Annotated in this window: 24 protein-coding genes; 18 read left to right on the top strand and 6 right to left on the bottom strand. The window is 72.6% G+C overall.

Annotation, left to right across the window (positions count from 1 at the left end):
• The first annotated feature begins 328 nt into the window (after nucleotides 1–328).
• Together AB0B72_RS23265 and AB0B72_RS23260 are read left to right on the top strand one after the other, a co-directional pair.
• Nucleotides 329–616 (top strand): chorismate mutase, encoded by a 288-nt coding sequence (locus tag AB0B72_RS23265; RefSeq protein ID WP_367740996.1) that lies wholly within the window; start codon nucleotides 329–331, stop codon nucleotides 614–616.
• 138 nt (nucleotides 617–754) lie between these two features.
• The gene (locus AB0B72_RS23260; protein ID WP_367740995.1) at nucleotides 755–1,774 is read left to right on the top strand and encodes a hypothetical protein; all 1,020 of its coding nucleotides are present in this window, start codon (nucleotides 755–757) and stop codon (nucleotides 1,772–1,774) included.
• Between the two features lie 45 nt (nucleotides 1,775–1,819).
• Here AB0B72_RS23260 and AB0B72_RS23255 read toward each other — a convergent pair whose 3' ends face one another.
• A complete protein-coding gene (locus AB0B72_RS23255) occupies nucleotides 1,820–2,824 on the bottom strand; it encodes a LacI family DNA-binding transcriptional regulator (protein ID WP_367740994.1) in 1,005 nt (334 codons plus the stop codon).
• 118 nt (nucleotides 2,825–2,942) lie between these two features.
• On the opposite strand from AB0B72_RS23255, the gene AB0B72_RS23250 reads away from it, so the two are divergent.
• Nucleotides 2,943–3,320, top strand: a complete 378-nt coding sequence (locus AB0B72_RS23250) for a DoxX family protein (protein WP_367740993.1) — start codon at nucleotides 2,943–2,945, stop codon at nucleotides 3,318–3,320.
• A 41-nt stretch (nucleotides 3,321–3,361) separates the two neighbouring features.
• Here AB0B72_RS23250 and AB0B72_RS23245 read toward each other — a convergent pair whose 3' ends face one another.
• From AB0B72_RS23245 to AB0B72_RS23230, 4 genes are all read right to left on the bottom strand, one after another.
• The gene (locus AB0B72_RS23245) at nucleotides 3,362–4,765 is read right to left on the bottom strand and encodes a glutamine synthetase family protein (protein WP_367740992.1); all 1,404 of its coding nucleotides are present in this window, start codon (nucleotides 4,763–4,765) and stop codon (nucleotides 3,362–3,364) included.
• Nucleotides 4,766–4,868: 103 nt separating this feature from the next.
• Nucleotides 4,869–5,030, bottom strand: coding sequence for a hypothetical protein (locus AB0B72_RS23240; RefSeq protein ID WP_367740991.1), 162 nt, complete (start codon nucleotides 5,028–5,030; stop codon nucleotides 4,869–4,871).
• Between the two features lie 118 nt (nucleotides 5,031–5,148).
• A complete protein-coding gene (locus tag AB0B72_RS23235; protein ID WP_367740990.1) occupies nucleotides 5,149–5,310 on the bottom strand; it encodes a hypothetical protein in 162 nt (53 codons plus the stop codon).
• A gap of 89 nt (nucleotides 5,311–5,399) precedes the next feature.
• Nucleotides 5,400–6,068: a TIGR03085 family metal-binding protein gene (locus AB0B72_RS23230; RefSeq protein ID WP_367740989.1), complete on the bottom strand. Its 669-nt coding sequence runs from the start codon at nucleotides 6,066–6,068 to the stop codon at nucleotides 5,400–5,402.
• A 298-nt stretch (nucleotides 6,069–6,366) separates the two neighbouring features.
• Here AB0B72_RS23230 and AB0B72_RS23225 point away from each other — a divergent pair, with 298 nt between their 5' ends.
• From AB0B72_RS23225 to AB0B72_RS23155, 15 genes are all read left to right on the top strand, one after another.
• A complete protein-coding gene (locus tag AB0B72_RS23225; RefSeq protein WP_367741020.1) occupies nucleotides 6,367–8,178 on the top strand; it encodes an ABC transporter ATP-binding protein in 1,812 nt (603 codons plus the stop codon).
• Nucleotides 8,175–9,974 carry an ABC transporter ATP-binding protein gene (locus tag AB0B72_RS23220; protein ID WP_367740988.1) on the top strand — a complete coding sequence of 600 codons (1,800 nt, stop codon included), beginning with the start codon at nucleotides 8,175–8,177 and terminating at the stop codon, nucleotides 9,972–9,974. The genes AB0B72_RS23225 and AB0B72_RS23220 overlap by 4 nt, the downstream gene beginning before the upstream one ends.
• A 56-nt stretch (nucleotides 9,975–10,030) precedes the next feature.
• A complete protein-coding gene (gene hisI, locus AB0B72_RS23215; protein ID WP_367740987.1) occupies nucleotides 10,031–10,381 on the top strand; it encodes a phosphoribosyl-AMP cyclohydrolase in 351 nt (116 codons plus the stop codon).
• 101 nt (nucleotides 10,382–10,482) lie between these two features.
• Complete coding sequence (locus tag AB0B72_RS23210; protein ID WP_367740986.1) at nucleotides 10,483–11,202, top strand: Trp biosynthesis-associated membrane protein; 720 nt, start codon at nucleotides 10,483–10,485, stop codon at nucleotides 11,200–11,202.
• A 133-nt stretch (nucleotides 11,203–11,335) separates the two neighbouring features.
• Nucleotides 11,336–11,722, top strand: coding sequence for a DUF4190 domain-containing protein (locus AB0B72_RS23205; protein WP_367740985.1), 387 nt, complete (start codon nucleotides 11,336–11,338; stop codon nucleotides 11,720–11,722).
• 28 nt (nucleotides 11,723–11,750) lie between these two features.
• Nucleotides 11,751–12,191, top strand: coding sequence for a DUF2752 domain-containing protein (locus AB0B72_RS23200; RefSeq protein WP_367740984.1), 441 nt, complete (start codon nucleotides 11,751–11,753; stop codon nucleotides 12,189–12,191).
• 144 nt (nucleotides 12,192–12,335) lie between these two features.
• Complete coding sequence (trpC, locus tag AB0B72_RS23195) at nucleotides 12,336–13,154, top strand: indole-3-glycerol phosphate synthase TrpC (protein ID WP_367740983.1); 819 nt, start codon at nucleotides 12,336–12,338, stop codon at nucleotides 13,152–13,154.
• Between the two features lie 65 nt (nucleotides 13,155–13,219).
• The gene (trpB, locus tag AB0B72_RS23190) at nucleotides 13,220–14,425 is read left to right on the top strand and encodes a tryptophan synthase subunit beta (RefSeq protein WP_367741019.1); all 1,206 of its coding nucleotides are present in this window, start codon (nucleotides 13,220–13,222) and stop codon (nucleotides 14,423–14,425) included.
• Between the two features lie 33 nt (nucleotides 14,426–14,458).
• The gene (trpA, locus tag AB0B72_RS23185) at nucleotides 14,459–15,253 is read left to right on the top strand and encodes a tryptophan synthase subunit alpha (protein WP_367740982.1); all 795 of its coding nucleotides are present in this window, start codon (nucleotides 14,459–14,461) and stop codon (nucleotides 15,251–15,253) included.
• A gap of 138 nt (nucleotides 15,254–15,391) precedes the next feature.
• Nucleotides 15,392–15,961 (top strand): MauE/DoxX family redox-associated membrane protein, encoded by a 570-nt coding sequence (locus AB0B72_RS23180; protein ID WP_367740981.1) that lies wholly within the window; start codon nucleotides 15,392–15,394, stop codon nucleotides 15,959–15,961.
• A 52-nt stretch (nucleotides 15,962–16,013) separates the two neighbouring features.
• On the top strand, nucleotides 16,014–16,763 hold the full coding sequence (locus tag AB0B72_RS23175) for a DsbA family protein (protein ID WP_367740980.1): 750 nt from the start codon (nucleotides 16,014–16,016) through the stop codon (nucleotides 16,761–16,763).
• A 23-nt stretch (nucleotides 16,764–16,786) separates the two neighbouring features.
• Complete coding sequence (locus AB0B72_RS23170) at nucleotides 16,787–17,734, top strand: ADP-ribosylglycohydrolase family protein (protein ID WP_367740979.1); 948 nt, start codon at nucleotides 16,787–16,789, stop codon at nucleotides 17,732–17,734.
• 170 nt (nucleotides 17,735–17,904) lie between these two features.
• A complete protein-coding gene (lgt, locus tag AB0B72_RS23165; RefSeq protein WP_367740978.1) occupies nucleotides 17,905–18,900 on the top strand; it encodes a prolipoprotein diacylglyceryl transferase in 996 nt (331 codons plus the stop codon).
• Complete coding sequence (locus tag AB0B72_RS23160; protein WP_367740977.1) at nucleotides 18,897–19,628, top strand: VIT1/CCC1 transporter family protein; 732 nt, start codon at nucleotides 18,897–18,899, stop codon at nucleotides 19,626–19,628. Before lgt ends, AB0B72_RS23160 begins: the two co-directional genes overlap by 4 nt.
• Nucleotides 19,625–20,569, top strand: a complete 945-nt coding sequence (locus tag AB0B72_RS23155; protein WP_367740976.1) for a hypothetical protein — start codon at nucleotides 19,625–19,627, stop codon at nucleotides 20,567–20,569. The genes AB0B72_RS23160 and AB0B72_RS23155 overlap by 4 nt, the downstream gene beginning before the upstream one ends.
• 133 nt (nucleotides 20,570–20,702) lie before the next feature.
• Here the strand turns inward: AB0B72_RS23155 and AB0B72_RS23150 are convergent, their stop codons facing one another.
• On the bottom strand, nucleotides 20,703–22,298 hold the full coding sequence (locus AB0B72_RS23150; RefSeq protein ID WP_367740975.1) for a bis-aminopropyl spermidine synthase family protein: 1,596 nt from the start codon (nucleotides 22,296–22,298) through the stop codon (nucleotides 20,703–20,705).

The following is a 22,298-nucleotide window of genomic DNA, read 5'->3' as shown; positions in this document are numbered from 1 at the left end:
CTATCCGATCCGTGGCCGCGTCAGCGGCGATCGGGATGGGCCCCTCCATCGTCAACCGCCCTGTTCGGCGCCGTCCAGGCTGATCGACCAGAAACAGGGGCACCCGCATTGAACATCGGTCTGCCCCATGCACCGGTCTTTGCCCGGGGCCTCGCGGGGCGGTGACGCCATTTCCTCCGCGAGTGCCCGGCCATACCTGTCCGGCACACCGCCGGGCGGCCGATCGCACGGTCATTTGGGCGGGCCGCGCGTTTGGATCGAGCAGGAGACGCCGATGGAAGATCGCCTAAGGTTGCGACGGATCACACCCACGCCTGAGGAGGCATCCGTGTCAGAACCCACCTCGCTGGATGACGTGCGCCGCCGGATCGACGAGCTCGACGCGCGGCTGACGGCCCTGCTGGCCGAGCGGCAGGGGCTGGTCCGGGCCGCGGCCGCGTACAAGCGGGACGAGGAGTCCGTGCGCGCGCCCGACCGCGTGGAGCGCGTCGTGGCCGCCGCCCGGGACCGCGCCGCCCGCAGCGGGCTGTCGCCTCAGGTCGCCGAGGCGGTCTGGCGCGCGATGATCGCCGCCTTCGTGGAGTACGAGCTCGCCGAGCACCGCGGCGCCCGGTAGCACCACGACTGCCCGGCCCCGTACGGCATCACGCCCCGGACGGCGCCGCCGCTTCGGGGGCATCGGCGACCGGCGCGTGAATCAGGGGAAGCCGCTCCGGCTCTGGTTATCATCGCGGAAACGGCGAAGGGGGACGGGGTGGCAGAAACGCGGTACGACGCGCCGGCGCCCGGAGGGACGGGAGTCGTCGTCGATCCAGCGGTGCCGGACGCGGACGCCGCCCTGCTGCGCGCCAACGAGGCGCTGCTGTCGCGGATCCGGGCCGGATGGAAGCCTGAGCGGGCGGCGAAGCCCGAGCGGGCGGCGAAGCCACGCCGTGGCCGTCCGGGCAGGCTTCTCCTGCGGTCGGTCGCGGCGCTTGCGGTCCTGGTCGTCATCGTCTCCATGGTGGGGAGCGGGCCCAGCAGGATCCACCTCGTCGTGCTCGCCCTGGCCGCCGTGCTGGTGGGCCTGAGCCTGCTCGTGACGGTGACGCCGGAGAAGCCCCTCGCCGACCGGCTCTTCGAGAGCGCCCACCGGTACGAGGGCCGCTACCTGTTGCCGGAGCAGTTCGACGAGGAGGCCCGCGCTCTGCAGGCTCGGGCGCTGCACGCGGTCCAATCCGTCCTGGCGTCGCAGGTGAACGCCCTTGGGCTTCTCGACACCGTACGCAACGCCATCGTCCTTCCCGAGGAGGCGTGGGAGGTGGCGCGCCTGCTCGCCAAGATCTCGGCGCTGCGCGGCGAGCACAGAGAGCTGCTCGCCGGTGGCACGACGGCGGAGGTCGCGGACGCCGTGGCGCCCCTCGAACGGGTCCTGGAGGGGAGCGCGACCGCGGTCGCGGCCCGGATCGAGGCCCTGGAGCGGTACGCGGCCCGGGTGGCGGAGGCCGAGCGGGCCTTGCGGGCGCGGGCCCAGCTCGACGGCCTGCGGGACCTGCTGCCGCGTTATGAGGAGCTGCTCGCCGAGTCGGGGTCGGGCACGACTCCCGACGGGGAGATGGACCGGTTCGCCGAAGACGCCGATCGCCTGGAGCTGGCCCTGCGGGACAGCGTCGGCTCGGCGCACGAGGCATTCGGGCACCTGGACGGCGCGCGAAAGCGTGCCGGTGGCCGGCCGGGAGAGCGTCCCGGAGGAGCAGACCTGACGGGCGGCCCGGACGCCGGGCAGCAGGGCTGACGCGGTCCGGACGCCGGGCGGCAGGCCTGACGCGCGGCCCGGAGGTCAGGCGGTGGACTCGCGGACGACCAGCTCCGGCTGGAACATGATCTGCTGATGCACGTGTCCCGCGGGGTTGTCGCACTCGTCGAGCAGAAGCCGGGTGGCGATCCGGCCGAGCCGGTGGGTCGGCTGGCGGATCGAGCTGAGCGACACCGCCGAGGCCGCGGCGAAATCGATGTCGTCGTACCCGATCAGCGCCACGTCGTCAGGGACCCGCACACCCGCCTGCAGCAGGCCCCGCAGCAGGCCGAGCGCCAGCAGGTCGTTGGCGCAGAACACCGCGTCAGGCAGCCCGGAGCCCAGCAGCTCGGCGGCCGCCTGCTGCCCGTAGCGGGCGTTCAGCGCCGGCAACGACAGCTCGGTCAGCGCCACGGCCGGGTCCAGGCCGGCCTGCCGTACGGCCTGGCGGGCGCCGGCCAGCCGGTCCTGGCACTGGCGGATCGACAGCGGCCCGCTCACGTACGCGAGCCTGCGGGCGCCCCGCCCGAGCAGGTGGGCCACGGCCATGGAGCCGCCGGCCACGTCGTTGACCGCGACCGAGCACTGGTCGTGCCGGTGGGCGGGGTGGTCGACGAGCACGAGGTGGATTCCGCGTTCGCGGATCCGCTCCAGCGGCGCGGGGTCCTCACCCGAGGGCGTGATCAGCACGCCGCGCACCCGCTGCTCGGCCAGCACGAGCAGGTTGCGCTCCTCCTTGGACAGGTCGCCGGCCGAGTTGCCGAGGATCACCGCGTAGCCCAGCTCGCTCGCCACCTCCTCCACGCCCGCGGCGATGTCGGTGAAGAACGGGTTGCCGATGTCGATGACCGACAGCCCGATGGTGCGGCTGTGCCCGGCGCGCAGGGACGACGCTGAGCCGTGCCGGACGAAGCCGAGCTCGCGCACCGCCCGCTCCACCCGCTCCCGGGTCGGCGGGGCGACCTTCTCAGGGCGGTTCAGCACGTTGGAGACCGTGCCGGGAGAGACGCCGGCGCGGGCCGCGACCTCCTTGATGCTCACCGGGGCCATGGGACCTGATTAAAACGTACCAACATCTCGGACGCCAATCTCACGACCCCGGAAAAACTTGACGCGACAATTATCTTGCCCCTAGCCTTCTTGAACCTTCAAGTTTCAGGAGAGATCGATGAACGTCGTCGTCTGGGTGCTGCAGATCGTGCTCGCGTTGCTCTTCCTCGGCGCGGGTGCCAACAAGCTGCTGCAGCCGAAGGCGAAGCTCGTCGCCAATCCTCAGATGGCCTGGACGGAGGACTTCTCCGAGCCGATGCTCAAGGTCATCGGCGGGCTGGAGGTGCTCGCCGTGATCGGGTTGATCGTCCCCGGCCTGACCGGCGTCGCGACCGTGCTCACGCCGCTCGCCGCGACCGGGCTGGCCCTGATGATGATCGGCGCCATCGTCGTTCACGGCCGCCGCAAGGAGTCCAAGCCCATCGTCTTCAACATCGTGCTGCTGATCCTGGCCGTCGTCGTCGCGTGGGCGAGGTTCGGCCCCTACGCCCTGTGACGCCCCGTGACGCTCTGTGACGTGATGCGCGGCTGCGGCGGTCAGAACACCCGGAAGTGCTGGAAGGTCTCGAAGGCCTCGTCCTCGGCGGCGAAGTCGGCCACCTCGGAGCGCTTCACGGCCAGGTAGGCGTCGCGGCGCAGCGGGCCGAGCGCCTCCATGAGCAGCTCGTCGGCCTCCAGCGCGTCGAGGGCCTCCCCGAGCGAGGCGGGCAGGCGATCGACGCCCAGGCGGGCGCGCTCCCGGTCGGTCAGCGTGGCGGGATCGACCGTCACCGGCTCTCCGGGGTCGAGCCCCCGGCGGATCCCGTCCAGGCCGGCATGGATGACCGCGCCCAGGCTGAGATAGGGGTTGGCCGTGGAGTCGGAGGTCTTGATCTCCAGGTTGGCCGACGTCTCGACGTGGCCCGCCATCGGCGAGCAGAGCCGCACGGCCGCTTCGCGGTTGTCGACGCCGTAGCAGCGGTACGCGCCGGCCCACGACCGCGGCTCCAGCCGCCGGTAGCTGTTGACGCTGGCGCAGGACAGCGCGGCCAGACCGGGCAGGTGGTCGAGGATCCCGGCGACGAACCCCCGCGCGAGCCCGGACATCCCGCCGTTCCCGTCGGCGAACAGGTTCCGCTCCAGCGCGGGATCCCAGAGGGACACGTGGAGGTGGGCGCCGTTGCCCGCCTGGCCGGGGATCGGCTTGGGCGCGAGGCTGGCCCACATCGCCATGCGGAACGCGACGCCCCTGACGGTTTCCCGGTAGAGGACGTGGTTGTCGGCGGCCTTGAGGGCTGTGGCGGGCCGGATGGACAGCTCCTGCTGACCGGCCCCCAGCTCCGGGTGGTAGTGCTCGACGAGCAGCCCCTGGTCCTCCATCGCCCGCACCAGCCGCATGGTGTAGTCATGGGCGATGTCGAATCCGGTGGTCGCGTAGCACAGGCTGTCGTCGACGGGGACGAGCCGGTCGGGGCCGCCCGCCGGGTCGGGCAGGCGACGGCCGAGGGTGAACTCCGGCTCGAACGCGGCGACCAGCGCGTAGCCCTCCGCTTCGAGGGCCGCGACGGCGTCCTTGAGGAAGGTGCGCGGGCACGCCGCCCACGGGCTCCCGTCGATCTGACGGAGGTCGGACACCATCGCCGCCGCGCCCGGAGCGTACGGCAACGGCACGAACGTCGCGGGATCGGGGACGATGCGGACCTCGCCCACCGGTCCCATGCCCTCCACCGGTTGCAGGTGGTCGAGCATCGACATCGCCATCATCGCCACCGTGTGGCCGATGCCCGTGCCCAGCCGGTCGGCGAGGCGGCGCCTGCCGGCTGCCTTGCCCCGGATCACTCCACCGTGGTCGGCGTACAGGAAGCGGACCAGTTCCACGCGGTCGACTTCGACGCGTTCGAGGACCCGCCTGGCCGCCGGGTCGAGCTGGGAGGGATCGGCGGCGCCGTGGCGGTCTCTCATCCTGCCTGCGTAACACGGCGGGGCGGAGGAAGGAAGAGGAAGAAGAGGAAGTGGCGCCACACCGCCGGCGACGCTGCCGGCGGGGCCCCATCAGGGCGTCACATCACCTCAGCACCGATGTGAAGAAGGTCGCCAGCCGGTTGGCACCAGTGCTGACCGTGCCGAACACACCCTTCACAGCGCCGGCGGCGGCCTGTGGCTGGTTGTAGAGGTAGAAGATCACGAACGCGATCGCCGCGTACGTTAGAACCTTCTTGACCTGCATTGGGGGGCCTCCTGCGGTCGGTATCCCGGTTGTTTGTACCCGGCGACAGGAATGATCATAACTAGCCAGGAGGCCACGAGCCCGTTCCGCTCGCTGTCTGAGACGCGCCGCCGCGCGGTCAGGAAGCGAGCGACGTGAAGAACGCCGCCAGGCGTTCGGCCCCGGTGGTGACGCCGCCGAACACGCTCTTGACCGCGTTCGCGGCGTTCGCCGGCTGCGTGAACAGGTAGAAGATGACGAATGCGACGACCAGATAGGTCAGCACCTTTTTGGTGTTCATCGGGGGCTCCAAACGTCGTGCGCGCTGACCACATGCTGCCCCAAAGCACAGGTAATACGTGGCGATTCGCCGAGATCTGGCGCCTCAGGTCACATGCCGAAACCGGTCTCCCGCAGCCGGGCGACCGCCCCGGCGTCCCCTTCGAAGGTCACTCTGGCGTGGTCTCCCCGGCCGAACGCGAACAGCACCAGCTCGGAGGGCCGCCCCGTCACCACGACCATCGGCTCGGCCGTCCTGCCCACCGGCTTGCTCTCCGTCCGGCCCGCGCCGCCTGGTGTCCCCCCGCCGTCCGCGCGGCGGAGCACCACGCCGACGGGGGACCGGCGCAGGAACAGGCGGGCGCCGGCGCTGACCCGCTTCCAGAGCGTGTCCTCCAGGCCGCCCGGCAGCGTCCGCGGCTCCCAGCCCGGCCGCGCACGGCGGACGTCCTCGTGGTGGACGAAAAGCTCCATCGTGTTCACCGCCTCGTCGAGACCGGGGACCAGCCCGTACGGCGACCACCTGGGCGGGCCCTGCCGTACGAGGCGGACGAGCTCGGGGAAGGGATGCCGCCGCTTGAGGCTCTCCTGGACCGAGCCGGTGTAGCCCGCGAGGAAGGGGAGCAGGATGCCTCCCGCGGCGTCGGGTCGGCGCTCGCGGAGCACGAGATGGGCGGTGAGATCCTCGGTCGCCCATCCCTCGCACAGGGTGGGCGCGCCGGGGCCGAGCTCGTCGAGCAGGTCGCAGAGCGCGGCGCGCTCGTCGCGGGCGTGTGTCACGCGATCACCCTATGCCGTCCGCCTCTGTCACAGTCCGGCGGCATCGGGCTGTGGCGCCCGGAGGAGCGGCGGCGCGCGTGAAGGAATAAACCACTTGATCAGGATGATAGGGAGTATCTAGGACCAAAGGCTTGGTCCAGGGTCGGCCTGGTGGCCGATCCGGGAGGCGTACCCGGCGGGTAGCGTCCCGTCCGGGCGCTCGACACGAGCGGTCCAGGCAAGTCACCGACCGAGAGGAACGCACCGCGTGCCGACGAAGCCGACGAAGCAGTCCCCCGCGCGTCCCGGCGGCTCCGTCATGATCCAAGGTATGCGGGTCATCGGCGTCGCGATACGCGCCGAGCCCCGGATCTTCACCGCCGCCGTCCTGGCCAGCGCGGTCTACGGCACGATGACCGTCGTGTCGTCGTGGGCCCTCGGATGGGCCACCGACCACGCGGTGCTGCCGGCGTTCCGCGCCGGCGAGGTGAGCACCGGCACGCTCACCGTGGCGGCGCTGTTCATCGTCGGCGTCGCCGTGCTCAAGGCGGCCGGCGTCATGGGACGCCGCATCCTCGCCGGGATGATGCAGTACCGCATGCAGGCCCGCTCACGGCGCGCGGTCACCCGGCAGTACCTGCGGCTGCCGCTCGCCTGGCACCACCGGCACCCCACCGGGCAGCTGCTGTCGAACGCCAACTCCGACGTCGAGGCGGCCTGGGCTCCGCTGGCCCCCCTGCCGATGGCCGTGGGCGTGATCGTCATGCTGGTCACCGCCGCGGCGGCCATCGTGCTCGTCGACCCGGTCCTCGCGGTCGTGGGCTTCCTGATCTTCCCGGCCGTGGCCGTGCTCAACTTCGTCTACCAGCGCAAGCTGTCACCTCTCGCGATGCGGGCCCAGCAGCTCCGGGCGGAGGTGAGCGAGGTCGCGCACGAGAGCTTCGACGGCGCGCTGGTGGTCAAGACGCTCGGCCGCGAGGACGCCGAGGCCGCCCGCTTCCAGGCGAGGGCCGACGAGCTGCGCGACGCGAACATCGCCGTCGGCCGGGTCCGCGGCCTGTTCGACCCGCTGCTGGAGGCGCTGCCCACGCTCGGCGTGCTGGCCGTCCTGCTCGTCGGCTCCGTACGGCTGGAGTCGGGCGGCGTCGCGGCCGGCGACCTGATCCAGGTGGCCTACCTGTTCACCCTGCTCGCCTTCCCGATCCGCGCGCTCGGCTGGGTGCTCGCCGAGCTGCCGCGCAGCGTCGTCGGCTGGACCCGCGTCCGCGACGTCCTCGACGCGACGGGGTCCATGGAGTACGGCACCGCGGCCCTCGGCGCCACGGACGGGGCCACGGACGGGGCCACGGACGGCACCGTCCCGGCCGGAGTCGAGGCGGACCACGTCGGATACGGCTACGACCCCGCCGCGCCGGTGCTGAAGGACGTGACGTTCACGGTCGCGCCGGGACGCACCGTCGCGATCGTCGGGCCCACGGGAGCGGGCAAGTCCACGCTCACCCAGCTGCTCGGCCGCCTCATCGACCCCGACACCGGCGCCGTCCGGGTCGACGGGACCGACCTGAGGGACGCCGCCGAGGGCGCGGTGAGCGCGTCGGTGGCGCTGGTGCTCCAGCAGACCTTCCTCTTCGACGACACGGTCCGCGGCAACATCACGCTCGGCCTGGACGTGCCGGACGAGACGGTGTGGGAGGCGCTGCGGCTGGCACAGGCCGACGGCTTCGTCAGCGCGCTGCCGTCCGGGCTGGACACGCACGTCGGCGAGCGCGGCGCGACGCTGTCGGGCGGCCAGCGGCAGCGGGTCGCGCTGGCCCGCGCCCTCGTGCGGCGGCCGCGCCTGCTGATCCTCGACGACGCCACCTCCAGCGTCGACTCCCAGGTCGAGAAGCGGATCCTGTACGGCCTGCGGGACGGCACGGCCGAGTCCACGGTGATCGTGGTCGCCTACCGGATGGCGACGATCGCGCTCGCCGACGAGGTGGTCTACCTGGAGCACGGACGGGTCGCCGACCACGGCTCCCACGAAGAGTTGCTGGCCCGCTGCGACGGCTACCGCGACCTGGTCACCGCGTACGAACGCGAAGAGGCCGAGCGGGCCGCGCTCGACACCGACGAGGAGGTCGTGGCGTGAGCGCCGTGACAGACGTGAAGGCGGAGACCGGCGGCCTGCGTGCGGCGGACCGGTCGGCGCTGGAGACCTTCCGGCAGGGCCTGCGCCTGTCGCCGGAGTTCCGCCGGGGGCTGTGGGGAACGCTCGCCCTGGCCGTGCTGGCCACGCTCGGCAAGGTCGTCGTGCCCGTGGCGGTGCAGCAGGTGATCGACCGCGGGCTGGGCGGCGGCGCCCCGGACGTCGGCTTCATCAGAGACGCGATCTTCCTGTGCGCGGTCGCCGTCCTGCTCACCGCCGCGTGCGGCTACCTGATGAACATCCGGCTCTACCGCTCCACCGAGTCCGGCCTGGCCACGCTGCGCGGCAAGGGCTTCCGGCACGTGCACGACCTGTCGGTGCTGACCCAGAACAGCGAACGGCGCGGCGCGCTGGTGTCCCGGGTCACCGGCGACGTCGACCAGATCAGCACGTTCATGCAGTGGGGCGGGCTCATGGTGATCGTGGCCGTGGGGCAGCTCCTGGTCGCCACCGTGCTGATGGCCGTCTACTCCTGGCAGCTCACGCTCATCGTCTGGGCCTGCTTCCTGCCGCTGGTCGTGGCCCTGCCCCGGTTCCAGCGCATGGTCGCCCGGGCGTACACCCGGGTGCGGGAGCGGACCGGCGACGTCCTCGCCGCCGTCAGCGAGTCGGTCGTCGGCAGCGCGGTGATCAAGGCGTACGGCGCGCAGGACCGCACGGCGGAGCGGGTCGACGGCGCCGTGGAGGCCCAGCGCGCGGCGCAGACGCGGGCGCAGATGACGATCGGGTTCACCTTCCCCGTCACCGAGCTGGTCGCCTCCGTCGCCGTCGCCCTCGTGGTGGTCGCCGGGGTCGCGCTCGGCGCCGGCGGCTCGATCACCGCCGGGCGGCTCGTCGCGTTCCTGTTCCTGATCACCCTGTTCATCAGCCCGCTGCAGACGGCGACCGAGGTGCTCAACGAGGCGCAGAACGCGGTCGCCGGATGGCGGCGCATCCTGGGCGTGCTCGACACCCCCGCCGACGTCGCGGACCCGGTTGACGGGGCGACGCTGCCGCGGGGCCCGATCTCGGTCAGGTTCGACTCCGTCGGCTTCGCCTACCCCGGCGGCCCGCCTGTCCTGCACGACGTGTCGGTGGAGATCGCGCCGCGCACGCGGGTCGCGGTCGTGGGGGAGACCGGGTCGGGCAAGACGACGTTCGCCAAGCTGCTGACCCGGCTCATGGACCCCACGTCCGGTCAGATCCTGATGGACGGGGTCGACCTGCGGAAGGTGCGCTTCTCCTCGCTGCGGGAGCGGGTCGTGATGGTCCCCCAGGACGGCTTCCTGTTCGACTCCTCACTGGCCGACAACATCCGCTTCGGCCTGCCCTCGGCGAGCGACGGCGACGTCCGGCTGGCCCTGACCGAGCTGGGCCTGGCCGACTGGCTGGAGGGGCTGCCGGCGGGCCTGGACACGCCGGTCGGCCAGCGCGGCGAGTCGCTGTCGGCGGGGGAGCGTCAGCTCGTCGCGCTGGCCCGCGCCTACCTGGCCGATCCCGACCTGCTGCTGCTCGACGAGGCCACCTCCGCCGTCGACCCCGCCACGGAGGTGCGGCTCGCGCGTGCCCTCGACGGGGTCACCCGCGGCCGGACGGCCGTGTCGATCGCCCACCGTCTGTCGACGGCCCAGGCGGCCGACGAGGTGCTCGTCTTCCAGCACGGGCGGATCGTCCAGCGCGGCCCGCACGCCGCCCTGGTCGAGGAGCCCGGCGTGTACGCCGACCTCTACGCCTCCTGGACCTCCGGAGTGACGTCCTAGCGGGGTGACCAGGGGTGCGGGGAGCATGGGGGCGCCGGCTGCGGCAGAATGAGGCCGTGGCCCTCGATTCGAAGATCGCCGGACGCCTCAAGCTCACTGCCGACGGCTTGCTGCCCGCGATCGTCCAGCAGTACGACACGGGTGAGGTGCTCATGCTCGCCTGGATGGACGACGAGGCGCTGCACCGCACGCTGACCACGGGCCGGGCGACCTACTGGTCCCGCAGCCGTGGGGAGTACTGGGTGAAGGGCGACACCTCCGGCCACGTCCAGTGGGTGAGGCACGCCGCGCTCGACTGCGACGGCGACACGATCCTGCTGAAGGTCGACCAGGTCGGAGCCGCCTGCCACACGGGCGACCGCACCTGCTTCGACGCCGGCCCGCTCGAAGTGAGCGCTCCCGCATGAACGGCCACGGCGGCGGCTCCACCGGCGCGTCGCCGGCAGGGCCGCCAACGCCGCCCACGCCTTCCATGCCCTCCATGCCCTCCATGCCTTCCATGCCCTCCATGCCCGAAGGGCCGTCCACAGCGCCCGGGACCGGAGAGCCGCCCGCCACCGGCTCGGCCGGGACGCCCGGCTCGGCGCCAGGCGCCGGCCGTACGGCGCGGCGGTCCCTGGTGGCGTGGCTGAGCGCCTGCGCGGCAGCCGCCGGTGTGACCTTGCTGGCCGCGGGCCGGACGTGGGCCACGGTGAGGTTCCCCGCGCATACCGGCCCCATCGGCGCGGGGACGGTGCCGCTGTCAGGCACCGACCTGGTCGCCTCGCTCACGCCGGCGGTGCTGGCCGCGCTGGCCGCGGCGGCGGCCGTGCTGGCCGCGAGTGGAGCCGCCCGGCGGCTGATCGGCGTGGTGATCTCCCTCTGCGGGGCGGTGGCCCTGGCCGGGGCGTGGAACGGCACGCGGCCGGAGGCGATCACCGGCACGGCGCACGAGCACGTCACGACCGCGATGATCTCCACCGGGGGAGCGGCCGCCGCCCAATCGGTGGCCTGGGCGTGGCCGGTCGCGGCCATGGCGGGCGCGCTCGTCCTGGTGATCGCGGGCGTGGTCGCGGCGGTCGCGGGCGGGCGGTGGCCCGGCATGTCGAGCCGCTACGACCGTCCGGCACGCGGCAGCCGAACAGGCATGGGGCCAGGGAGGCGCGAAGGGGCCCCGGTGACGGGTGAGAGGGCGCTGTGGGACGCCCTCGACGAAGGTGACGACCCCACGGCCGGGCCCCGCCCCTGACGGCGGGCCGGCGACCCCGTTGGATCGCTCCCACCTGAGGTTACGAATCTCCCACAAACAAAATGTTTGCCCGACGATAGGGATGGTTGTCGCTAGGCTTCACGGCGACGCCGATCATCCCACAGGAGACCCGATGAGCTACGGAAACGACCCGGGCGACCCGAGGAATTACGGGGCGCCCCAAGAGGGGTCCTACCCGCCGCCCGCCGGGTACGGCTACCCGCCGCAGGGTCCGTACGGCTACCCCCCGCAGGCGCCGGGGACGAACGGCATGGCCATCACGTCGCTGATCATGGGCATCGTCGGCCTGGTCGTGTGCGGCTTCACCGCGGTGCTCGGCGTCATCCTGGGCCACGTCGCCATCAGCCAGATAAAGCGGACCGGCGAGCAGGGGCACGGCATGGCGGTCGCCGGCCTGATCGTGTCGTATATCGCGATCGCCGCGTGGATCCTCCTGGCGGTCGTCTGGCTGGGCATACTCTCGGCGGTCGGCACCTCGACCACGGGCATCGGCTACTAGCGCGCCGGGCCGCCGCTGGACCGGGACGATGAGACCGACCGGCATGGAGACGGCGGAGCGGCCCCCGGGGGGCCGGCTGCGGTCCATGCTCGCGCCCGCCGGCGTGGCGGCCGTCGCCGCCGCCGGGTTCGCGTACGTCGGCGTCGTGGACCCCAACCAGCCGGGGCACTACCCGGTCTGCCCCTTCTTCGCCGTCACCGGGTTCTACTGCCCGGGCTGCGGCACGCTGCGGGCGGTGCACGCGCTGGGACACGCCGACGTGCTCGGCTCGCTCGGTTCGAATCCGCTCACCGTCGCCATGATCCCGTTCGTGGTCTTCCTGTGGGCGCGCTGGGCGGCACGATCATGGAACGGACGGCCTATGCGGACGAGCCTCGCGCGTCCCGGCTACCTCTGGGGACTCCTCGCGATTATGATCGTTTTTTGGGTGGTACGTAATACACCTTTCGGGCATTCCCTTGCACCGTGACGTGACCCGGTGGGTGAGCGACGCGAGACGGGCCGATACCATCGCAGGGCAACACTCGGAGAGCAGCCGACCGGAGGGATCCTTACGCGTGAGCGAGCGGACAGGTTTTTCACGCGAGCTCCAAGCCGAAGGCGAGGAGGGCGCGTGAGTGTTCTCGAGGACATCATCCTGGGTGTGCGGGAGGATCTCGAAGACAGGCAGAAGTCCGTGTCTATCGACGAGCTCAAGCGGAAGGCCTCAAGGGCTCAGGATCCGCGCGACGCGTACGCGGCGCTCGGCGGCGACCGGGTCTCCGTGATCGCCGAGGTGAAGCGGTCGAGCCCCTCCAAGGGCGCGCTCGCCGCCATCGCCGACCCCGCGGCGCTCGCCGCCGACTACGAGGCGGGCGGCGCCCACGTCATCAGCGTGCTGACCGAGCGGCGCAGGTTCGGCGGGACCCTCGACGACCTGGCGGCCGTGCGGGCCGTGGTCGACGTCCCCATCCTGCGCAAGGACTTCATCGTCACCTCCTACCAGCTGTGGGAGGCCCGCGCGTACGGCGCGGACCTGGCCCTGCTGATCGTCGCGGCCCTCGACCAGCAGGCGCTGGTGTCGCTCATCGAGCGGGCGGAGTCGATCGGCCTCACCCCGCTGGTCGAAGTGCACACCGAGGAGGAGCTCTCTCGGGCGGTCGACGCCGGGGCGCGGGTCATCGGCGTCAACGCGCGCGACCTCAAGACCTTGGAGATCGACCGTGAGGTGTTCGCCAAGCTGGCGCCCAAAGTGCCCGACGGCGTAATAAAGATCGCCGAATCCGGGGTACGGGGTCCGCATGACCTGCTCGCGTACGCGCGGGCCGGGGCCGACGCGGTGCTGGTGGGCGAGAGCCTGGTCACCGGCAGGGATCCGAAGGCCGCGGTCAACGACCTGGTCACGGCCGGCGCCCACCCGGCCTCCCGGCAGGACACGGGCTCAGAGAAGTGAACCGGAGCGCTAGCCAAGGAGATCGTGTGACCGCGACGGAAGGCACCCTGCTCACCTCCGCCGACCTGGCCGGCAACGGCGTCTACGGCGACGACCCGGACGTCGTCGGCAAGTTCGGCGTGTTCGGCGGACGCTACGTGCCGGAGGCGCTGATCCCGGCGCTCGACGAGGTGGCCGCGGAGTACGACAAGGCCAAGAACGATCTCAGCTTCATCCGGGAGTTCGACCACCTGCTGCGTACCTACGCCGGCCGGCCCACCACCCTCACCGAGGTGCCGCGCTTCGCCCGGGAGGCGGGTGGCGCGCGGATCGTCCTCAAGCGCGAGGACCTGACCCACACCGGCGCCCACAAGATCAACAACGTGCTCGGGCAGGCGCTGCTGACCAAGCGGCTCGGCAAGCACCGGGTGATCGCCGAGACCGGCGCGGGCCAGCACGGCGTCGCCACCGCGACGGCGGCCGCGCTGATGGGCCTGGAGTGCGTCATCTACATGGGCGCCGTCGACTGCGAGCGCCAGGCGCTCAACGTCGCCAGGATGAAGCTGCTGGGCGCGACGGTCGTCCCGGTCACCAACGGCAGCCAGACCCTCAAGGACGCCATCAACGAGGCGTTCCGCGACTGGGTCACCAACGTCGACCACACGCACTACCTGTTCGGTACGGTCGCCGGCCCGCACCCGTTCCCGGAGATCGTCCGCGACTTCGCCCGCATCATCGGGGTGGAGGCGCGCCGGCAGATCCTGGAGCTCACCGGCCGCCTGCCCGACGCCGTCGCGGCCGCCGTCGGCGGGGGCTCCAACGCGATCGGCATCTTCCACGCGTTCATCAACGACCCCGGCGTCCAGCTGCACGGCTACGAGGCGGGCGGACGCGGCGTCGAGACCGGCGAGCACGCGCTGACCCTCACGGAGGGCAGCATCGGCGTGCTCCACGGCGCCCGCACCTACGTCCTCCAGGACGACGAGGGACAGACGATCGAGTCCCACTCGATCTCGGCCGGGCTCGACTATCCGGGCGTCGGCCCCGAGCACGCGTGGCTGAAGGACTCCGGCCGGGCCGCCTACCACGGCGTGACCGACGCCGAGGCGATGGAGGCCTTCGCCCTGCTCGCCCGCACCGAGGGCATCATCCCGGCCATCGAGTCGTCGCACGCGCTCGCGGGCGCCCTGCGGCTCGGCCGGGAGCTCGGCCCCGAGGCCACCATCCTGGTGAACCTCTCCGGCCGCGGCGACAAGGACATGGGCACCGCGATGAAGTACTTCAACCTCTGAGCCATCCGCTCCGCCATCCGATAAGGCAACTCGATGACGACTCTCCAAGCGGTGTTCGACAAGGCGCGTGCCGAGGACAGGGCCGCGCTGATCGGCTACCTGCCCGCCGGCTTCCCGACGAAGGACGGCGGCGTGGCCGCCGCGACCGCCATGGTCGAGGCCGGCTGCGACGTGATCGAGATCGGGCTGCCGTACTCCGACCCGCTCATGGACGGCCCGACCATCCAGGACGCGGTGCACCGGTCGCTGAGCAACGGCACCCGCATCGCCGACGTCTTCCGCACGGTGGAGGGTGTGGCCGCGTCGGGGGCGGCGACGCTCGTCATGACGTACTGGAACCCGATCGACCGGTACGGCGCCGAGCGTTTCGCCCGTGACCTCGCCTCGGCCGGCGGCGTGGGGACCATCACGCCCGACCTGACCCCCGAGGAGTCGCAGCCCTGGCTGGAGGCGAGCGAGGAGGCCGGCATCGACACCGTCTTCCTCGTCGCGCCCAGCTCGCCGGACGAGCGGATCGACCGGGTCGCGCGCTGCTGCACCGGGTTCGTGTACGCCGCCTCGCTGATGGGCGTGACCGGCGCGAGGGAGTCGGTCGGCGCCGCCGCCGAGGGCCTGGTCAAGCGGACCCGGGCGCACACCGACCTGCCCGTCTGCGTCGGGCTCGGCGTGGGCACCGGCGCGCAGGCCGCCGAGGTCGCGGCGTACGCCGACGGGGTCATCGTCGGCTCGGCCTTCATCCGGCGGCTCCTCGACGCCGCCGACGAGGCGTCGGGCCTGTCGGCCGTGCGCGACCTCGCCGGCGAACTCGCCCGGGGCGTGCGGCGCTGAGCCGCCCCGCGGGCTGTTCTCCTCCGGTCCCGCCGCCGAGAGGCGGAAGGACGCGTCTTACCATGCTCTTATCAGCCACATGGTGAGCTGTGGTCCCGGTACTGTTCTGTCGTTGTAGCCAAACCGGGCGGAGAGACAATGGTTCAGTTGGCATCCGGCACTTCGGTGTCCGAGCGGTTACAGTCCGAGAAACCGGCGCTCTCGTGGGTGACGACGGCCGCGCGGCTGATCCTCGCCGCTGTGCTTGTCGCGGCCGGCGCGCTGAAGATCGGGGCGCCCGCCCTCTCGGTGCAGGCGGTCCGCGGCTACCAGCTGCTCCCTGACTCCGTCGCCCAGGTCGTCGGGTACGGCCTTCCCGTCCTCGAGATCATCGTCGGGGTGCTGCTCGCCGTCGGCCTGTTCACCCGGGTGGCGGGGGTGGTCTCCGGGCTGCTCATGATCGCTTTCATCGTCGGCATCGGGTCGGCGTGGGCCCGGGGGCTGCGGATCGACTGCGGCTGCTTCGGCGGCGGCGGCCCGCTGGCCGCCGGCCGGGAGCCCACGTACTTCTGGGAGCTGATGCGCGACGTCGGGCTGCTGGCCTGCGCCGCGTGGATCGTGGTGAAGCCCTCCGGCCGGCTGTCCATGGAGTCCGCGCTCGGCCTGACCGGGCCCTCCGGATCCGGCGACGACGACTCCGCGGCGGAGAACGGGGACTCCGCGGCGTGAGCGCCATGGCGGAGGCCTGGAGAACAGTACGGCACGGCCTGGGGGAGGCTTCGTGAGCAAAAGGACGAGTGAGGCGGCGAGGGCCCGCATCGCGGCCCAACGTGAGGTCCTGCGCAAACAGGAACAGCGAAAGCGCATGACGATGATCATCACGGTCGCCGTCGTCGCCGTCGTCGCCGTGGCCATCGGCTGGTGGTCGATGCGGCAGGGCGCGGCGGAGAAGGTCGCGGGGGGCCTGGCTCCGATCACCGTCCAGGAGGACGGGTCGGTCGTGATGGCCAAGGCGGGGGTGACGTCGCCCGTCGTGGACATCTACGAGGACTACCAGTGCCCGGCGTGCAAGCAGCTGGAGGAGACCAGCGGCTCGACGCTGAAGAACCTGGCGGCCGAGGGCAAGGCCAAGGTCGTCTACCACATGATCACGATCTTCCAGCAGGACCCCACCAAGTCCAACTCCCTGCGCGCCGCGTCGGCGGCCCGCTGCGTGACGGACGGCGCCCAGTGGATGACCTACCACGACCTCCTCTACAAGCGTCAGCCCGATGAGACCACGAGCGGGTTCGGCATCGACGATCTCGTCAAGTGGGGCAAGGAGGCCGGCGTCACCGCCCCCGGCTTCGAGTCCTGCGTACGGGACCAGCGGAACTCGGCGGCCCACCAGCAGAACTCCGCCCAGCTCATCAGCTCGCTCAAGCTGGAGGGGACCCCCACGGTCATGCTCGACGGCAAGCCGATGGACACCAACACCGCCTTCGCGCCCAGCGCCCTGCGCGACGCCGTGCTCAGCGCCGCCAAGAGCTGACACCGCGGGGTGAATGGAGCGCGGTGACGAGCGACACGGCCGGTCGGGTGAGCGGGGTCACGGACGCGGAGAGGATCGAGGGCGCGATGCTCGCCTTCGCGGCCGGCGACGCGCTCGGAGTGCCGTGGGAGGGCGCCCCGCCCGAGCGTGTCGACGCGGTCGCCGTCACGGCGCTGCCCGACGCCGGCCGGGGCTGGCCCCGGGGGGCCACGTCCGACGACACCGCGCAGATGGCCCTGGTCGCACGGTGCCTGGCCGAGGCCGGGGGCCGGCCGTCCACCCTCGGCTTCCTCACCCGGCTGGCCGAGGCGGCCCCCACGATGCGGGGGATCGGCCCCACGACCCGCCGGGCGGTCGAGCACTTCCTCACGACGGGGGAGCGGCTCCCGGCCTCCGGCCCGCACAGGGCGACGAACGGCGCGGCGATGCGCATGCCGCCGGTGGGCTGGACGGTCCCGCTCGCCGATCCCGGGACGCGCCGCACCCTCGCCGAGACCCTGGCCGTCGCGACGCACCTCGCCCCGGAGGCCGTGGGAGCCGCGTGCGTGATCGCGGCGATGGCCTCCTGGGCGATGGAGGGGGCGGCCACACGCGAGATCGTGGACGCGGCCGGGGCGGAGGCCGGCTGGGCGGCGGAGCGCCTCGGCCCTCTCGGCGCCGTACGGGACGCCGCCGCCGGCCGGTGGGCCCCTCCGGTGGGAGGCGTGTCGCTGGACGCCGCCGAGACGGTCGCCGCCGTGGTCCACGTGCTGCGCGAGACTCCCGGCCTCGCCGCCGCCCTGCCGTACGCCGTCTCGCTCGGCGGTGACACCGACACGGTCGCCGCGCTCGTCGGCGGCGTGCTGGGCGCGCGGGACCCTTCACAGGTGCGCCGCCTGGAATGGCTGGGGCTGGTGAGCCTCGACGAGCTGCCGGACATCGGCGAACTGGTGGCCCGCCTGGAGGCATTGCGCGCCGCCTGGGAAGGGTGACGGCCGGCGCGCCGTGCTCACGACGCTCCTTTCGGATGCCCGCCTGGGCCGGCCGGCCGGGGGCGTAAGCCGGCTTCCCCGGGGAGACGCCGCGGCTCACAGCGGCGTTGCGGGACCGTTCGCGGCGCCCGGGACCGGGGGTGCCCGGTCTTGCGGTAACGTCACGTGACATGCCCCTCCTCGCCTCGATTCCCAGCCCGTCACAGGGGGTCTGGAATCTCGGACCGATCCCGATCCGGGCTTACGCGCTGTGCATCGTGCTCGGCGTCATCGTCGCCGTCTGGATCGGCGAGCGCCGCTGGCGCGCCCGCGGCGGCGCGCCCGGCACCGTCACCGACCTCGCGGTCTGGGCCGTGCCGTTCGGCCTCGTCGGCGGACGCCTGTACCACGTCATCACCGACTGGCAGATCTACTTCGGGTCCGGCGCCCAGAAGCGGCCGATCGACGCCCTGTTCATCTGGGAGGGCGGCCTCGGGATCTGGGGCGCGGTCGCGCTCGGCGCCCTCGGCGTCTGGATCGCCTGCCGCCGCCGCGGCATCTCGTTCACCGCGGTGGCCGACACGCTCGCTCCCGGAGTCGCGGTCGCCCAGGCGATCGGCCGCTTCGGCAACTACTTCAACCAGGAGCTGTTCGGCGGGCCGACCACCCTGCCCTGGGGCCTGGAGATCGACCCGGGCCGTCCCGGCACCGTCCCCGGCGTGTCGACCTACCATCCGACGTTCCTGTACGAATCGCTGTGGGATCTGGCCCTCGCCGGGCTCCTCATCCTCGCCGCCCGGCGCTTCTCACTGCGCCACGGCCGCGTGTTCGCCCTCTACATCGCGGGCTACACGGTCGGCCGTTTCTGGATCGAGGGGCTGCGGGTCGACCCCGCCCACCACATCCTCGGCATGCGGCTCAACCAGTGGACCTCCATCGTCATCTTCCTCGGCGCCATGGCGTACTTCTACCTGAGCCGCGGCCGGACCGGGGACGAGCCGGTGGGCGGCGTCCCCCAGCTCGGCGACGGCGACGGCGAGGCCGACCCGGCGCACGGCAGGGAGCAGGCCGACGAGACCGACCTCCTGCCGTCCGACGCCACCGAGGCCGGACCGGGCGACCCGGATGGCACCGAGGCGGGCGGCGAGGTGGGAGCCGTACCGGAGCGGGAGGCCGGGCAACGATGACGGACACCGGAACGGGGGCCGGAACGGTGGCGCGGGCGGAGATCCATCATCAGCACCGAGACGTCAACGGCGGCTGGTTGCGGCCGGCGGTGTTCGGCGCGATGGACGGCCTGGTCTCCAACTTCGCCCTCATCGCCGGCGTCGCGGGCGGCACGGCCGACACCAGGATCATCTCCCTGGCCGGCGTGGCGGGCCTGGCCGCCGGGGCGTTCTCGATGGCGGGCGGCGAATACGTCTCCGTGGCCAGCCAGCGGGAGCTCGCCCTGGCCGAGATCGACGTCGAACGGCGGGAGATCGAGCGGCATCCCGAAGCCGAGGAGGACGAGCTCGCCCAGCTCTACATGGCGCGCGGGGTCGACGCCGTCACCGCCAAAGAGGTGGCGCGGCAGATCTCCCGCGATCCCGAGGAGGCGCTCGTCGTGCACACCCGGGCCGAGCTGGGCGTCGACCCGCATGACCTGCCCTCGCCCGTCGTCGCCTCCGTCTCCTCGTTCCTGTCGTTCAGCTTCGGCGCCCTCGTGCCGCTCCTGCCGTACCTGCTCGGCGTCCGGGGGCTGTGGATCTCCGCGATCGTGTCGATGGCGGCGCTGTTCGGCGCGGGCGCCGTCGTCTCGCGGGTGACGGCGCGGAGCTGGTGGTTCAGCGGCCTGCGGCAGCTGCTCGTGGGCGCGGTCGCGGCGGCGCTGACCTGGGGGCTGGGCACCCTCATCGGGGCCAGCGGCCTATGACGAAGCGCAAGCGCCGGTCGGCGGTGCCGGCGGCGGAGCGCTGGACGGATTCGGCGCTGGCCGAATGGGGGCTCAGCGAGCGGCAGCGGCGGATCCTCATATGGTCGGGGGCGGTGGTGGCCGTCCTGGCGATCGCGCTCGTGCTCACCTTGATCGTCAACTCCTTCGCGGGGGGACAGCCGGCGCCCGCCCAGATGGCGAGCGGCAGCGACATCGGGGAGGGCAGGCCCGCCGCGTACCAGGCATGGAAGTCGGTCAAGGAGTTCGCCCCGATCGCCGACAGGAAGGCCGACGCCGCGCCGCTGACCGCGCAGGAGGTGTTCGCGCCCCGTACGCTCACCACCGGCAAGATCACCCTCAAGAGGGTCGGCAGCCGCCTCGACGGGAGCTGCGCCGCGGCCGTCTGGGGCGCCGACGTGACCGGGGCGCTGGCCGAGGCGGGCTGCACCCAGGCCGTCCGGGGCCTTTACACGACCCCCGACGGCGTCTACGTCGCGCAGTACACGCTGCTCAACCTGTCGGATGTGCAGGCGGCCGACGGGCTCGTCCAGCGGCTCACCACGCTTTACCCCGGCGGCTGGGTGCTTCCGCTGGAGTCCGCCAGGGTGCGGTTCGGGGCGTACAGCGAGGCCAGCGGCACGGCGATGGGACACTACGCCGGCCTGGTGTGGGTCGGGCGGGCCGACGGGGTCGAGCCGGGGGAGAACGACGACTTCGTGACGCTCGCCCTGGCGGCCAGAGAGGCGGAGAAGGCGGTCTTCCGCCGCGTCGTCGCCGTCGCCGGGCTGCCCGCGGTTCCCACGCAGAGGGGGGCGGCGCCCGACACCGCCCAGCCGTCCGAGCCCGCTCCCAGCGAGCCGGGGGCCAGTCAGCCAGGTGCCGGTCAACCAGGTGCCGGTCAGCCAGGTGCCGGCCAGTCCGTCACCCCCCGGCCCACGTGACCCCGCCTGCGTGACCCAGCCTGACCGCGTTGACCCAGCCTGACCGTGTGAGCACGCCATGATCACGTGACCGCGGCCTGATCGGCCGCGCTCAGACGGCGGCGAGGGCCGGGAGACGCCTGATCGGACGTGGTCAGACGGTGGCGAGGGTGCGGGTGACGGCCGCTGGGAGGCCGGTGAGGCGTTCGAGCGGCATCTCCAGCGGCGACACGTCCGCGGCCCACGGTGCGGCCTCCTCGACCGCCGCCCTCGCCTGCTTGCGGGTCAGCCCGGCCACCTCGGCCAGCGCCTCCCGCCACGTGTTGGCGACCTTGCCGTGCGCGCTGTCCATGATCCTGCGGATCACCCGCTCCTCCCCCTCCTGTGGGAGCGGGAGCCGTACGGCGTCGATCACCCGGCCGCCGGCGGTCAGGCCGTACACGGGGGACAGCGACGCGGCCAGGGCGGGCAGGTCCTGGTACGGCTCGGCCAGGACGACGCGCACGTGCCGCGCCCGCGTCGCCAGCAGGAGGCGGGGCAGCGCGGCCTCGAGCCCCGCGGGTACGGCGATCGCGACCCGCTCGGGATCGGCGGCGTACGGCTTGGCCAGCAGGGTGCCGAGCCGCACGCGGGGCGTGGACGGCAGCAGCCCGCGCGGCCAGTCCCCGGCGAGAAGCCTCGGCTCGAACGCGGTGACGTCGTCGGGGACGTCGTCCACCGGCCCGGGGGCGGACTCCACGGACTGCGGCCCGTGCGTGTATATCGCCGTGGCGAGCCGGTCGAGGCGCGCCGCGATCGCCGGCCACGTCTTCGTGGTGGGCCGCAGCACGTAGAGGTCGGCGGCGCTGCCGATCGCCTCGGCTCCGTGATACCTGTTGAAGTCCGGAAATATCGCTTCATTGAGCAGGTTGAGCTCGCCGAGTGCCTTCTGCACCTTCAGCGCGAGCATGGGCGTGCGCTCCGACGCCCCGTAGGCCACCAAGATCCGGCCCTGCTCACGGTCGCGCAGCCCCTCGGCCGCCCGGGCCGCGAACAGGCCGACGCCCTCGGGCGTGTACGGCGGGTCGGTGATCGCCAAGTCGCCCCAGCCGCGCAGGGACGGCGGCAGGCCCAGCCGCAGGTCCGCCCAGCGGGTGCGGACGCCGAGGTCCTGGGCGTCGATGTAGCCGAGGACGCGGTCGTCGACGTCGGCCACCGCCACCTCGACCTCCGGGTGGAGCATCCGTACGGCGAGGGAGGTCAGGTCGTGGTCGCCGACGCAGAGCAGGCGAGCGCCCGGCAGCCAGAACCGCCGCCCGAGCAGGAGGGCGCGCCGCAGGACGGTCTCGGCCGTCGCGGACACGTGGTCGAGCGCCTGCCGCCCCCGGGGGGCCTTGGCGATCAGCGTCTCCAGCCGGGCCAGGACGTCGGGATGCGTCCCGGCCGCCTCCGCTCCGGACGCACCGGCCCCGGACGCACCAGCCGCCCCCACCCCGGCCACCGGATCCTCGAAGCTCGAAATATCTGCTTCTCCCGCGCCGTTATAGCGGTTGAGCTGATCGACCGTGATCCGGACGCGGTCGCCGCTGTGCTCAACGGGGAGCACTCGCAGCAGCGACTCGATCGCGCGCCGGGACGTCGCGGTCTCCCGCACGAGATCGGCCAGGGTCCACCAGCGGCCGGCGCCGAGCAGCGCGAGGGCCCTCCGGTAGCGGAGGCTGTCGACGCCCGCCTTCGCCAGCAACTCGTGGAGCGCCTCATGGTCGGCCAT

Origin of the sequence: Microbispora sp. NPDC049125 (assembly GCF_040802045.1) — a bacterium.
Lineage (GTDB): Bacteria > Actinomycetota > Actinomycetes > Streptosporangiales > Streptosporangiaceae > Microbispora.
The sequence above is the reverse complement of the archived record's forward strand: the minus strand, read 5'-3'. Positions and strand labels throughout refer to the sequence as shown.

Coding starts and splice junctions, on each gene's coding strand:
- AB0B72_RS23255 (WP_367740994.1), bottom strand. CDS start 2,824: ATGGCCCCGGTGAGCATCAAGGAGGTCGCGGCCCGCGCCGGCGTCTCT.
- AB0B72_RS23250 (WP_367740993.1), top strand. CDS start 2,943: ATGAACGTCGTCGTCTGGGTGCTGCAGATCGTGCTCGCGTTGCTCTTC.
- AB0B72_RS23245 (WP_367740992.1), bottom strand. CDS start 4,765: ATGAGAGACCGCCACGGCGCCGCCGATCCCTCCCAGCTCGACCCGGCG.
- AB0B72_RS23240 (WP_367740991.1), bottom strand. CDS start 5,030: ATGCAGGTCAAGAAGGTTCTAACGTACGCGGCGATCGCGTTCGTGATC.
- AB0B72_RS23235 (WP_367740990.1), bottom strand. CDS start 5,310: ATGAACACCAAAAAGGTGCTGACCTATCTGGTCGTCGCATTCGTCATC.
- AB0B72_RS23225 (WP_367741020.1), top strand. CDS start 6,367: ATGATCCAAGGTATGCGGGTCATCGGCGTCGCGATACGCGCCGAGCCC.
- AB0B72_RS23210 (WP_367740986.1), top strand. CDS start 10,483: ATGCCCGAAGGGCCGTCCACAGCGCCCGGGACCGGAGAGCCGCCCGCC.
- AB0B72_RS23205 (WP_367740985.1), top strand. CDS start 11,336: ATGAGCTACGGAAACGACCCGGGCGACCCGAGGAATTACGGGGCGCCC.
- AB0B72_RS23200 (WP_367740984.1), top strand. CDS start 11,751: ATGAGACCGACCGGCATGGAGACGGCGGAGCGGCCCCCGGGGGGCCGG.
- trpA (WP_367740982.1), top strand. CDS start 14,459: ATGACGACTCTCCAAGCGGTGTTCGACAAGGCGCGTGCCGAGGACAGG.
- AB0B72_RS23180 (WP_367740981.1), top strand. CDS start 15,392: ATGGTTCAGTTGGCATCCGGCACTTCGGTGTCCGAGCGGTTACAGTCC.
- lgt (WP_367740978.1), top strand. CDS start 17,905: ATGCCCCTCCTCGCCTCGATTCCCAGCCCGTCACAGGGGGTCTGGAAT.
- AB0B72_RS23160 (WP_367740977.1), top strand. CDS start 18,897: ATGACGGACACCGGAACGGGGGCCGGAACGGTGGCGCGGGCGGAGATC.
- AB0B72_RS23155 (WP_367740976.1), top strand. CDS start 19,625: ATGACGAAGCGCAAGCGCCGGTCGGCGGTGCCGGCGGCGGAGCGCTGG.
- AB0B72_RS23150 (WP_367740975.1), bottom strand. CDS start 22,298: ATGGCCGACCATGAGGCGCTCCACGAGTTGCTGGCGAAGGCGGGCGTC.